This is a genomic window from Candidatus Krumholzibacteriia bacterium (genome assembly GCA_035649275.1).
In the GTDB taxonomy this organism is placed as follows: domain Bacteria; phylum Krumholzibacteriota; class Krumholzibacteriia.
In genome coordinates this window covers 28,557-40,820 of the sequence record DASRJW010000119.1, presented here as the reverse complement: position 1 = coordinate 40,820, position 12,264 = coordinate 28,557, and the positions used below count along the sequence as shown (strand labels likewise).

9 protein-coding genes are annotated in these 12,264 nt (G+C 66.7%); 5 read left to right on the top strand and 4 right to left on the bottom strand.

Annotation, left to right across the window (positions count from 1 at the left end; all coding sequences use genetic code 11):
• Positions 1-69: 69 nt before the first annotated feature.
• The gene (locus VFE28_12815) at positions 70-531 is read right to left on the bottom strand and encodes a DUF1801 domain-containing protein (protein HZM16875.1); all 462 of its coding nucleotides are present in this window, start codon (positions 529-531) and stop codon (positions 70-72) included.
• Between the two features lie 503 nt (positions 532-1,034).
• Between VFE28_12815 and VFE28_12810 the strand changes: the two genes are divergently transcribed.
• Both VFE28_12810 and VFE28_12805 read left to right on the top strand, forming a co-directional pair.
• Positions 1,035-2,405, top strand: coding sequence for a mercuric reductase (locus VFE28_12810; protein ID HZM16874.1), 1,371 nt, complete (start codon positions 1,035-1,037; stop codon positions 2,403-2,405).
• A 147-nt stretch (positions 2,406-2,552) separates the two neighbouring features.
• The gene (locus tag VFE28_12805) at positions 2,553-3,488 is read left to right on the top strand and encodes a hypothetical protein (protein ID HZM16873.1); all 936 of its coding nucleotides are present in this window, start codon (positions 2,553-2,555) and stop codon (positions 3,486-3,488) included.
• Positions 3,489-3,527: 39 nt separating this feature from the next.
• Here the strand turns inward: VFE28_12805 and VFE28_12800 are convergent, their stop codons facing one another.
• Entirely contained in the window at positions 3,528-4,394 is an 867-nt protein-coding gene (locus tag VFE28_12800) for a hypothetical protein (GenBank protein ID HZM16872.1), read from the bottom strand.
• A gap of 215 nt (positions 4,395-4,609) precedes the next feature.
• Here VFE28_12800 and VFE28_12795 point away from each other — a divergent pair, with 215 nt between their 5' ends.
• Both VFE28_12795 and VFE28_12790 read left to right on the top strand, forming a co-directional pair.
• Positions 4,610-6,022, top strand: a complete 1,413-nt coding sequence (locus VFE28_12795; GenBank protein ID HZM16871.1) for a DUF3300 domain-containing protein — start codon at positions 4,610-4,612, stop codon at positions 6,020-6,022.
• Positions 6,023-6,027: 5 nt separating this feature from the next.
• Positions 6,028-7,023 carry a DUF2950 domain-containing protein gene (locus VFE28_12790; GenBank protein HZM16870.1) on the top strand — a complete coding sequence of 332 codons (996 nt, stop codon included), beginning with the start codon at positions 6,028-6,030 and terminating at the stop codon, positions 7,021-7,023.
• An 82-nt stretch (positions 7,024-7,105) separates the two neighbouring features.
• Here the strand turns inward: VFE28_12790 and VFE28_12785 are convergent, their stop codons facing one another.
• The gene (locus VFE28_12785; protein ID HZM16869.1) at positions 7,106-7,753 is read right to left on the bottom strand and encodes a TIGR02466 family protein; all 648 of its coding nucleotides are present in this window, start codon (positions 7,751-7,753) and stop codon (positions 7,106-7,108) included.
• Between the two features lie 211 nt (positions 7,754-7,964).
• Between VFE28_12785 and VFE28_12780 the strand changes: the two genes are divergently transcribed.
• Positions 7,965-10,742, top strand: coding sequence for a glucosidase (locus VFE28_12780; GenBank protein HZM16868.1), 2,778 nt, complete (start codon positions 7,965-7,967; stop codon positions 10,740-10,742).
• Between the two features lie 70 nt (positions 10,743-10,812).
• On the opposite strand, the gene VFE28_12775 is transcribed toward VFE28_12780, so the two are convergent.
• Positions 10,813-12,192: an ATP-binding protein gene (locus VFE28_12775; GenBank protein HZM16867.1), complete on the bottom strand. Its 1,380-nt coding sequence runs from the start codon at positions 12,190-12,192 to the stop codon at positions 10,813-10,815.
• Positions 12,193-12,264 lie beyond the last annotated feature (72 nt).

Genomic DNA, 12,264 nt, shown 5'->3' with positions numbered 1-12,264 from the left:
ACGCAGCCGTCTGGCTGCAGCCACCGGACTTCGCCGGTGCACCGACCGTCGGATGCGTTTCGCAGGCCATCAACTTCTATTCTCGGCGATCCGCGCCTTCACCAACTTCCGCACCAGGGTGGTCGGTAGCGGCTTGTCCGCTTGAAAGCGGATGGTGCCCTTGCTGGTATCGTAATCTGCGAGCTCGTCCTTGTACGCCTCCATGGTGGCCGGGCTCATCACGTAGAAGGCGCAGTGGTTCGTCGTCGCGCCGAAGCCGACGAGCATGCCGTTGAGTTTGAAGGCGGCGATCTGGTAGCTGATGGACTCTGTGGACTTCGGTGCCACGGATTTGATGATTCTTCGGATGTCCTCGAGTGCCGCTCGCTTGTCCGCGCTCAAACCTGCCAGATACTCGTCGATGGTCCTGGCCTGGGTCTTGGCCTTGCCCTGCGCCTTCGGTTTAGTCTGGGTTTTGGTCTTGGTCTTGGTCTTGGTCTTGGTCTTGGTCCTGGCTTTGGTCTTGGTTCGCGCCTTGGTTTTCGCTGCCACGACGTGCTCCCGGGTAATCTAGCGCCTCGCTCTCCGTCAATGCGCCATCTCTCGTACGAGAGTCTCGCGCCGCCCTACTTTACCACCCCGTGCTTCGGAGTGATGCGCATGTTCGCGGCGGCGCGGGCGATCATCGCGTCGCGCCCCCAGTCGCCGAGCCAGTGAGCGCCAGCAATCGCCGTGCGCACCCTCGGCGCCCGGCCGCGCATCACCACCTTGAAGGCTGCTGCCGGGCCCGGGAGCGAGTTCCTCCAGTACCTGGCGCCCGGAGGGGGGCGAGGTTATCCTGAGGACGCGCGCGCCAACGATCTCTTGCACTGGCAGACGATGCTCGTGGTGGACGACCGCCTGCCGTCGAGCGGGAGCTGCGCGCACGGCTACCGTCTTCGTCTGCGCGCGCCAGTAGTGTGCCCGCGGCGCCACTCCGGCTTGCGGAGGCGAACCTCGAGGCGCGACCCACGGACGCTGTGGCCGTGCCGGCAAACCAGCACAAAGGGGAACCCATGCGCTACGACGTCATCGTCATCGGGAGCGGCCAGGCGGGCGTCCCTCTGGCCACGCGCTTCGCCGAAGCGGGGAAGAAGGTGCTTGTCGTCGAGCGCAAGAACCTGGGCGGCACCTGCATCAACTACGGCTGCACGCCGACCAAGACGATGGTGGCGAGCGCTCGCGCCGCCCATGTGGCGCGCCACGCCGGCAGGCTCGGGGTTCGCACCGGCGAGGTGCAGGTGGATCTGGGCGCCGTCGTGGATCGTAAAACGGAGATCGTGCGCCAGTGGCGCGCGGGTGTGCAGGGGCGCCTCGAAGGCCAGGGAGAGCGCTTGCAGTGGCAGCACGGTCATGCCCGCTTCGTCGGCCCCCGGGAGATCCAGGTGGGCGTTACGACGCACACCGCCGAGATCGTCATCATCAATACCGGCGCCCGGCACGTGCAGCCACGCCTTCCCGGCCTCGATCAGGTCGCCGCCGTCGATAACGCCAGCATCATGGAGCTGCGCCAGCTACCGGAGCACCTCGTCATCCTGGGTGGCGGTTACATCGCTTGCGAGTTCGGTCAGATGTTCCGGCGCTTCGGCGCCGAGGTGAGCATCGTGCAGCGCGGCGAGCACCTGCTCGGGCGCGAGGATCCCGATGTGGCCGAGGCCCTCGAGCAGGTGTTCCGTGCCGAGGGCATCCAGCTCTTCCTCGACAACGAGGGGAAAGCGGTGGCCCGCCATGCACGCGGCGTGGAGCTCACGCTGGAGAAAGGCTCACCCTTGATCGGCTCGCATCTCCTCGTCGCCGTCGGCCGCCAGCCCAACACCGACGAGCTGGGTTGCGAGGCCGCCGGCATCCGCCTGGGTGCCCGGAAGGAGATCCTCGTCGATGCGCACTACCGCACCAGCAGCCCGGGCGTGTACGCCGTGGGCGATGTCATCGGCGGCCCCCAGTTCACCCACACTTCCTGGGACGACCACCGCATCCTCTACGACCTCCTCCTGGGGCGGTCGCAACGCGGGCGCGAGGGCCGGCTCGTGCCCTACACGGTGTTCACCGATCCACAGGTGGCACGGGTCGGACTCTCGGAAGCAGAAGCGAAGGCGGCGGGCATCCCCTACGAGGTGGCGACCTTGCCTTACGCATCCATCGCCCGCGCCGTCGAGGTGGACGAAACGGCGGGACTCATGAAGCTCCTCATCGACCCGAAGACGGAGAAGATCCTGGGTGCCGCCATGGTCGGGCTCGAGGCAGGCGAGCTGATCCACATCTTCGTCGCCCTCATGCAGGCCGGCTCTACCGCCCGGCCTCTCGTCGACGCCCAGGCCGTGCACCCGACGCTCGCCGAGGGCGTGCAGTCCCTGGTCATGTCTCTGCCTCGCTACGCCCTGTCGTGATACGGAGGCTGGTGGCGGAGTGGACGCGCGCGCCGTGCCCATAGCGACGAGAACCTAGCTTCCAGTAACCTGGCGCCCGGTTCGCGCGTATTGTCCGGAGGCCCCACGCCGAGGTTTCCGAGTCCCACTGCCACCGAGGGAGACGCCGTGCGCTCGCCATGGACCGCCGTCTCTGCCGCCGCGTCGCTTGCCGCGGGGATTCTGCTCCTCCTCTGGCCACCGCCGGTGGCCGCCGCACCCCTCGCGGGCGCTATGCCGCGAGCGGACAGAGGGCACTCGACCGACGATGAAGAGAATGACCACGATTGGAGGTACCTGCTGCGCCACGCGCGTCCCGTGATCAGCCTCCAGTACGGCATCGGCGACCCGGACCGCGACGGCTTCGGGGGCGATCTGGCCGAGGTGGGGTCCCTCGGCATTCTGCTCGGCCACCGGATCGAGCGGCGCTATGCGGGCGAAGAGGGGCTCCTGCACCAGAGCACGCACTTCGCCCACGTCGGCAACTTCGCGAGCCGCCTCGCCAGCGACTTGCCCGAAGCCTCCGAGGTCGGCACCGACATGTGGCGGTTCGGGGCTGGCTTCGGCGATGGTTACGGCTATCGCTTCGCCTCGGACCGCGGCCGCTTCGTCCTCCAGAACTCCGGCACTTTCGGGTGGCACACCCTCGAGCTGGAAGGTAGCGCGGTGGGCGTTCTGAGTCCGGCGGACGCGTTGTCGCTCGAGCAGTTCACGAGCCACACGCGATTCGGCGAGTCGTGGGAGTCCGCCCTCGAGGTCGGCTTCGGCAGCATGCTGTCTCTGCATGCCGGTTACGAGCGCATGGCGGTGTTCCCCAGTTTCAAGATCTGGTACTGGCTGCTCTCCACCGGCATCGATCGCGGTGCCCTCGCGGCCATCGGCTTTTTCGTCGACGGGGTCGCGGACAACTCGCCCTACGCGGCGCCGGTCGTGCGCTTCCTCCTCCAGGGTGCCCTGCAGTACGGCTTCTACGAGCTCCGCCAGGAAGAAGTACACTGGCCCTTCGACACCGAGCCGCCGCTCGCGTACGACATGTTCAACATCGGTCTCACGACCCGGTTCTGAGCGCGGCGGCGACACTCTCTAACGAGCACGGATTGCGTTCTACTTCCAAGCCACCTCGAGTTTCGGAACGTCCTCGGCGAAGGTGAACCGGACCCGGCACTTGGCGGCCTCGTAGCCTTGGCTCGTCCAGTCCTCGCCCGCTTGCGCCATGTGTGGGGCGGCGAAGTGGGCGGCCGTCGCCGGCGGACCGGTGACGCGCACGCCCACCTTGCGGGAAACGACGACCTTCATCTCGCTGGGCACACCTTGGAGGTTGATCACCGACTCCCCCTCGGATTCCGCACCGACGACCTCTAACTGACACACCGCACCCGGCACGTCGAGCGTTACCTGCTTGGCTCGAGCATTCAGCAGGTGCTGGAATCGGAGCGACCCCGCGGGCACGCTGGCGAAGAAGCTCTCGAGCACGATCGGGTTCTGGCTGGCGAATTCGACCTCCACCTTCGTCCGGTTCGCCTCGATGTGCACGCTCTGCACCTGGAATTCGCTGAAGTCGAACGTGCCCTTCCCCCGGTCGCATTGCAGCGTGAAACTCGTAGGGCCGGAAGGGCACAGACGGATTTCCCACTCTTCGGGAATGGGACCCTCCGCTTTTTCGCGCTCCTCGGGCGTCAGGGAGCTGTATTTCGGATTCTCGAACAGGTACAGATCGCGAATGCGCAGCAGCGCACGGGCTGCACCCGAGTACTCGACGCGCGGCCTGAACCTGTCTGGATTGACGCTCATGAGCAGCAGATGTTGGGGATCCCCTTTGTACAGCGTGATGTCGTCGCGCAGGCTCTCGAGTTCGAGGCTCAGGGTCTCGTGGGGCCGCGTGGGCAGCGTGATCTGGGCTGCACCCTGGGTGGCCAGGGCCAGCAGCAGCATCGTGGCGATCACGGTAATCGACCGGGCGCTGGTGAACATGCTTCCTCGTTGGGTTCGGGGGCACGCCAGGGATGGCTCGCCAGCGCAGGATACAAGATCGCTTGCCTCCCCGACCCGGCATGGGGCGGCCTTGCGCCGCCGTTTGGCCCTGCCGTATCCTACGGGCGGTTCGAAGCCGCCCTGTTGTGCGCGCACGGTGTTATATCGTGGCGCCCCCGCTCCGCGTGATGTGGGCGCGAAGGAAGTGCAACGCCATGAAGTCAAAGCACTCGGACGCTGGATCCTGGCGGTTGCTCTGCCGCGACCTCCTCGCGATCGGCTGCGCGGCCCTGCTCGTGCCCGGGAATGTCTCCTGCGCTCTGCTCGCGTCGCAAAAGCCGGATGCAACGTCACCGGACAACACGGCGCAGCCGCCGGCTGCCACGGCGCAGCCACCGACTGCCCCGCCACCGGACACCACGGCGGCGCAGAGTGCTGCCGAGGCGACCGCGGTGAAACTGCCGCCCGAGCAGCTCGAATCGCTGGTGGCACCCATCGCTCTCTACCCCGACCCGCTGCTGGCGCAGACTCTCGTCGCCTCCACCTACCCGCTCGAGATCATCCAATTGCAGCAGTGGCTCGCCAAGAACCCCAATCTGAAAGACAAGGAACTCGCCGATGCGGTGGCGAAGGAACCTTGGGACCCGAGCATCCAATCGATGGCCGCGTTTCCCGACGTGGTGAAGCGGCTCGCGGACGACATCCAGTGGACGACGGATCTCGGCAACGCCTTCCTCGCCCAGCAAAGCGAGGTCATGGACGCGGTGCAGCGCATGCGCCAGAAAGCCAAGGAGAAGGGTGCCCTGGAATCCAACGAGCAGCAGACGGTCGAGACGAAGGTCATCGAGGAGAAGACGGTCATCGTGGTCGAGCCAGCGAATCCAGAGGTCATCTACGTGCCGTCGTACAGCCCGACGGTCGTCTATGGCGCGCCGGTGTATCCGTATCCGCCGATCTATTACCCTCCCTATCCTCCGGGTGCTGCATTCATGTCCTTCAGCATCGGCGTCATGTGGGGTGCCGCCTTTTGGGGCGGTTCCTGTTGCGGCTGCGGCTGGGGCGGCAACAACGTCAACATCAACGTCGATAACAACTTCAACAATATCAACAGGGGCGACCGTGGCGATCGTGGAGACCGCGGCAACCGTGCCGAACCCCGCGCCGGTGACCGTGCTGGAGACCGCGGTGGCCGCGGCGGGGCAGGCGCCGGCGGCGGCAACTGGCAGCACAATCCCCAGCATCGCGGTGCCGCCCCCTATGCCGACAAGGCGACCGCCAACAAGTACGGCGGCTCGGCGCGCGGCGAGTCGCCGGGCAACCGCCAGCAGGCGGGCACGCGGCAGCAGCCCAGCGCTGGCAACCGAGCCGCGAGCCCGGGCGCGGGTAACCGTGCGAGCGCGCCAAGCGCTTCGAACCGCGCTGCCGGTGGGGCGAGTGCAAGTCGTGCCGGCGGCGATCCCATCGGTGGGCGAAACATCCAACAGCGGAGCAGCAGCTCGAAGGCCGGTGGCTTCGGCGGCGGGAGCAGCTACAGTGGCAGCAGCGCCCGGGCGAGCGGCTCCCGCGGTGCCTCTAGCATGGGATCGCGCGGCGCCCCGCGCGGCGGCGGCGGCGGACGTCGGAGGTGAGCGCGATGACATTCCGAAGCGAAGGTCGCAGGCTCGTCGGGCTCCGTGACCATGCCGCGCGCCTCGGCTGGTGCCTCGGGTTCGCCTGGGTGCTGGCGTCACTGTCACCGGGCGGGGCTGCGGCGCAGTCCAACGCGACGCCCTCGGGCTCGCAGGTCAAGCAGCGGACCTTCAAGACGCCCGAGGAAGCGAGCGAAGCCTTGATCGCCGCCGCCGAGCAATTCGACGTGACCGCATTGAAGTCCATTCTCGGGCCGGACGGCGCGGACCTCGTGGTCACCGAGGACCCGGTGCAGGACAAGAACCAGAGCGCCGCGTTCGCGGCCGAAGCGCGCAAGCAGACCCGCGTCGTCCGCGATCCCAAGAACAAGAAGGTCGCGATCCTCTCGGTCGGTGTCGACGAATGGCCGCTGCCGATCCCCATCGTCCAGAAGGGCAGCACCTGGCAGTTCGACTCCAAGGCCGGGCGGCAGGAGATCCTGTACCGCCGCATCGGCGGCAACGAGCTCGATGCAATCGAGGTGTGCCGCGGCTACGTGGAAGCGCAGCACGAGTATGCCTCTGAGAAGCATGAAGGCTCGATGGTGAACCAGTACGCGCAACGCATCATCAGCACCCCCGGCAAGCAGGATGGATTGGCGTGGCGAGCCGCGGATGGAACGTGGCAGGGCCCCGTGGGCGAGGCGATCGCCAAGGTCATCGCCGAGGGTTACAGCGACAAAGCCCAGCCCTACCACGGCTACTTCTTCAAGGTCCTCACACGCCAGGGCCCGGACGCGCCACTCGGCGAGATGGACTTTGTCGTCAAGGGTGTAATGATCGGCGGCTTCGCCCTCGCCGCCGCACCGGCCGAATACGCCGTCACCGGCGTGAAGACCTTCATCGTCGGGCATGACGGTGTCGTCTACGAGAAAGACCTCGGGCCGAAGACGCTCGACCAGTTCCGCGCCATGGACCGCTACAATCCCGATACGTCCTGGAAGCCCGTCGAAGCACCGTGACCCGCACGAGAGTCACGCGCCGCGCTCGGCGCGTCCCCGATGTCGTGCGGCCACAACGCCTCCCGCCTGTGAGGCGGGAGTCCTACCAGAGCGGCTTGCTGAGGTTCTCCGTGAAGGAAGAGAACATGATGTTGCAGCTGAGGCTGATGCGCTCTTCCGCTGCGGCATTCACCTCCACCGAATGCTGCACATAGGCGGGGAACAGAAGGAGCGTCCCGTTCCGCACCGGGACCACGACCTGGTCGGTGTTCTCCGCGGTGAGCTCCGTGACCGGCGCCCGGAGAATCCCGGTCTGGGGTCGTGGATCGTGGAAGTGGATGGTGTCGCCGCCCGGATGCGTCCGCAGGTAATACACAGCGCTCAAGAAGTTGTTGGGATGACTGTGGGCGCGGTGTGCCGCGCCCGGCGCTAGAACGTTGGCCCAACAGCCGGTGATCTCGAAGTCCTCGTAACCGATTTTTAGGAACCGTAGGATCGTCTTCGCTGCCGCGCCGACGCACTCCACGAACTCCCGCAACTCCTCCCGTTCGTGCAGCCTCCGCTCCGACTGCCAACCCTGACCGCGCCCGAGCGGATCCGGCTCGAGCCGCCTGAGCTCCTCCAACAGCGCCAGGATCCGGTTGTCCATCGCCTGGCGTACCTCGGCCCGGAGCTGGAGCTTCCAGACCAGGGTGGGGAACATCGGGATGACGTCGGAGGCTTCGATCCAGGGGTTCCGGTCGGTCGTCATGCCTTCTCCCTACGGCGGATGGGCCCGCGGATGCCGCCGGGCGCTTCTTCACGATAGATCCAACTTTCCGGCTGCACAACGGTTCCACGCGCGGACGACCTCTATCGCCCCCGAGGCACGGCCGGCGCCGCCCGAGGAGCCGGTGTTGTCTTAAGATCCGCCCGGGCGGGTGCAATGCTCCCGCCACCCCAACGACAGGAAGGGGACCATCGTGGCGAGGAACCTCACGGGGAATGACGAGACAAAGCCCGGGATCCGCTCGCACGCCGAACGTGCCCGGCTCGACGAGGACGCGCGGCGCACCCACAACTGGAAGCGCTGGGGACCGTACCTGTCCGAGCGCCAGTGGGGCACGGTGCGGGAAGATTACTCACCCGGCGGCACCGCCTGGGAGTCCTTCCCCCACGACCACGCCCGCAGCCGCACCTACCGCTGGGGCGAGGATGGTCTCCTGGGCATCACCGATCGGCAGTGCCGGGTGTGCTTCTCACTGGCGCTGTGGAACGGCCGCGATCCGATTCTCAAGGAACGCCTCTTCGGTCTCACGGGCAACGAGGGCAACCACGGCGAGGACGTGAAGGAGCTCTACTACTACCTGGATTCGAGCCCTACGCACTCCTACATGAAGGCACTCTACAAGTACCCGCAGGCGGAGTACCCCTACGCCCGGCTGGTGGAGGAGAACCGCCGCCGCGGCCGCGAGGTCGGCGAGTTCGAGCTCGTGGACAGCGGCGTCTTCGAGGGCGAGCGCTACTTCGACGTCTTCGCCGAGTACGCCAAGGCCGGGCCGGACGACATCCTCATCCGCATCACGGTGGAAAACCGCGCCACCGAGAACGCCGTACTGCACCTGCTGCCGCAGCTTTGGTTCCGCAACACTTGGAGCTGGGGGCGCACTTCCGAGGGCTATGGCGCCAAGCCGCGCCTCATGCGGAGCGGCGAGGCGGCGGTGCTGGCCGAGCACCCGTCGGCGGGTCGTTTCCGTCTGAGCTTGGGGCGCGGTCCCGACGGCCGCTGGCCGCAGCTCCTGTTCACGGAAAACGAGAGCAACGCGCACCGGCTCTGGGGTAGAGGGGATCCGCAGGCCTTTGGCAAGGATGCCTTCCATGCGCGCGTCGTCCATGGACAAACGCAGGCGGTGAACCCGGCGGAGACGGGAACGAAGGCCGCCGGCTGGTATGTCCTCGAGCTCGCCGCCGGCGGCTCGGCTCGGATCGAGTTGCGGCTGACTGCCGCCGAGAGCGCGCCGGCCGCACCGTTCGGCCCCGGATTCGATGCGGTGTTCCTGCAGCGCCGCGAGGAGACGGACGCGTTCTACGCCACCGTGATTCCAGCGGCCACCACGCCGGCGGAGCGCAGCGTCCTTCGCCAGGCTTACGCCGGTCTCCTCTGGACGAAGCAGTACTACCACTACGTCGTCCGCGACTGGCTCGAGGGGGATCCTTCCCAGCCTGCGCCACCGGCGGAGCGCCGGCGCGGGCGCAACTGCGGCTGGGAGCACCTGTACAACCGCGACGTGATCTCCGTGCCCGACAAGTGGGAGTACCCCTGGTACGCGGCTTGGGATCTCGCCTTCCACATGCTGCCCTTCGCCAAGCTCGACCCGGAGTTCACCAAGCAGCAGCTCGTCCTCTTCCTGCGCGAGTGGTATATGCACCCGAACGGGCAAATCCCCGCCTACGAGTGGGCGCTTTCCAACGTGAACCCGCCGGTGCATGCCTGGGCTTGCTGGCGCGCCTACAAGATCGCCGGACCCCCGGAGCGGCGCGATCGGTTGTTCCTCGAACGCGTCTTCCACAAGTTGCTGCTCAACTTCACCTGGTGGGTGAATCGCAAGGACGTGGAGGGGCGGAACCTCTTCTCCGGCGGCTTCCTCGGTCTCGACAACATCGGCGTCTTCGACCGCTCGCTGCCTCTGCCCACGGGCGGCCATCTCGAGCAGGCCGACAGCACTGCCTGGATGGCGTTCTACTGCGCCACCATGCTGTCCATGGCGCTGGAGCTGGCCAGCGTGGAGCCCGCCTACGAAGACGTGGCCTCCAAGTTTTTCGAGCACTTCGTCGCCATCACCGACGCCATGCACCGGATGGGCGGGCGCGGTCTGTGGGACGAGGCCGATGGTTTCTACTACGACTCCTTGAACATGGACGGCGTGCACCTGCCGTTGCGCACCCGCTCCTGGGTGGGGATCATCCCGCTCTTCGCCGTGGAGGTGCTGGAGCAAGAGGTGCTCGATCAGCTGCCCGGTTTCCGCAAGCGCCTGGACTGGTTCCTGGAGAACCGCGCCGATCTGGCGCAGCACATCAGCTACATGCAGGAGAACGGCTCCGACCACGGGCATCGCTTACTCGCCATCCCCACCAAGGAGCGTTTGCTCCGCGTGCTCCGAGTTGTACTCGACGAGAGCGAGTTCCTCTCCCCTTACGGCGTGCGTTCCGTATCGAAGGTGCACGAAGAGAATCCGTTCGTCTTCCACGTGCACGACCAGGAATACCGGGTGGACTACGTGCCCGGCGAGGGCAACACGGCGCTCTTCGGCGGCAACTCCAACTGGCGCGGACCGATCTGGTTCCCCCTCAACTACCTCCTGGTGGAAGCGCTGGAGCGCTATCACCACTTCTACGGCGACGACCTGAAAGTGGAATGCCCGACGGGATCGGGACAGTGGATGAACCTGGCCGAGGTGGCGCACGAGCTCTCCATGCGCCTCTCCGGCATCCTCCTCCCCGATGGCCGGGGCCGGCGGCCTTGTCACGGTGACGAAGCGCGCTACGCGAACGACCCGGCGTGGAAAGATCTGGTGCTCTTCTACGAGTACTTCCACGGCGACAGCGGCCGCGGCGTCGGCGCCAGCCACCAGACCGGTTGGACCGCATTGGTCACGCGCTGCATCGAGGATCTCGCGGAGCACCGCCTGCAGGAGGGGAACAGCAGCGCGGCAGATCTGACGGTGGCGACGAAGCTCGCCGTCCCGGCGACGCCGAAGTAGGGCTGACTTCTGCAACTCTGGCGACAACCGCGGCTCAGGCTGCCACCGCGCCTCCAGCGAAAGCCGCGACTCAGGCGGCGCCCCGTCCCTTCCGGTGAGCGCGGGAGCGTGCAAAGACCGGCGCGGTGGGAATGACGAGACAGAGGATCGTGCCCCGTTCGACGGCGCTCCGGCACAGGATTTCGCCGCCATGGGCCTCGACGATCCGCTTCGCCATGGCGAGCCCGAGCCCGGGACCGCGCACACCCCGCGTCGGCGAGTTGAGCGCTTGTGTGAAAGGTTGGAACACCGACTCCAACTCCTCGGGGGGGATGCCGATGCCGCGATCTTTCACCTCGATCACCAGGAGCGCGTCGGCACTGGCGGGGTCCACGGCCGCCTGCGGGTGCAATCGCTCCATGTCGAGCCGCTCCGATTCCGCGCCGGACCGTTGGTATTCCGCCTCGAGATTCCTCCGACTGCTCAGATAGAGATGCACCTGGGGCTTCTGCTCTTTCGAGCCGAACTTCATGGCGTTGTCGACGACCGACTCCAGGGCGATGCGGATCTTCTGGCGGTCGAAGCGGATGGTGGCGGCCGGCAGCGCCACGTGCAGCTCGAAGTCACCACGAGCTTCCAGGAGCGGGCGTACTTCCTCGGCCACCCACGCCTGCAGATCGATGGGTTCGCGGTCGAGGGCCACCTCGCCGGCGGCGCTGTCGTTGAACAAGAGGATCGAGCCCACGAGATACTCGAGGCGCGCCAGGGCGCTGCGCTGCATCTCCGCCAGCTCCGGCTCCATGGGGGTGAGCTCCGCGGTGTTTTTCAACACCGTGAGCGGTGTACGGAACTCGTGCGAAACGTGGCTCATGAACTCCCGCTTCATCTCGTCGAGACGCTGCAGCTCGTTGCGACTCCTCTCCACCAGCTGATAGGCGATGGAGTTCTTCACGCTGAGCGACATGACCACCGAGAACGCTTCCAGGATCTGCCGATCCTCGGCGGTGAGCGGGGCGGGCACGATCTTCTCCCCCAGCACGATGAGCCCCAGCGGCTCCTGGTCGTCCAGGAGCAGAACGAGATTGCGGAAGCCGCGGGCAGCGAGACGCTCGAGTGACTCATGGCCCGGCAGCGCCTCGAGGTCGAGGAGACGATGGGCGACGTCGTGCAGCCTCGGCTCCAGGATCCGTCCCGGTAGCACGAGCTGCTTCAACTCGGGCCAGTGGACGCCGACGACGGTGAGCAGGCGGTAGTCGCCATGGCCATCCCGGGCGAAGAAAGCGGCGCGCTTGATCAGGAGTTGTCCGGTGAGTGTCAGCAACCCTACCTGGGCGACGCGCTCGACGCTGAGCGTGCTGCCCAGCGTCCGGAAAAGACCGAACAGCGCATCGGCCAGCCGCTTCTGCGTCTGGTAGCGCTTCTGCGCCGCGTCGGTGCTGGGCTGGCTCTTACCCTGCTGCGCCTTCGGCATCCAAGCTCCCTTTCCCCCGCACGCCGGAATGCAAGGATCCTTCCAGTCGCTGGCACCCGAACGCACCACGGC

What these genes read in the sequence shown, in the direction of transcription:
- VFE28_12810 (HZM16874.1), top strand. Translation starts at nt 1,035, where the DNA reads ATGCGCTACGACGTCATCGTCATCGGGAGCGGCCAGGCGGGCGTCCCT.
- VFE28_12790 (HZM16870.1), top strand. Translation starts at nt 6,028, where the DNA reads ATGACATTCCGAAGCGAAGGTCGCAGGCTCGTCGGGCTCCGTGACCAT.
- VFE28_12795 (HZM16871.1), top strand. Translation starts at nt 4,610, where the DNA reads ATGAAGTCAAAGCACTCGGACGCTGGATCCTGGCGGTTGCTCTGCCGC.
- VFE28_12800 (HZM16872.1), bottom strand. Translation starts at nt 4,394, where the DNA reads ATGTTCACCAGCGCCCGGTCGATTACCGTGATCGCCACGATGCTGCTG.
- VFE28_12785 (HZM16869.1), bottom strand. Translation starts at nt 7,753, where the DNA reads ATGACGACCGACCGGAACCCCTGGATCGAAGCCTCCGACGTCATCCCG.
- VFE28_12775 (HZM16867.1), bottom strand. Translation starts at nt 12,192, where the DNA reads ATGCCGAAGGCGCAGCAGGGTAAGAGCCAGCCCAGCACCGACGCGGCG.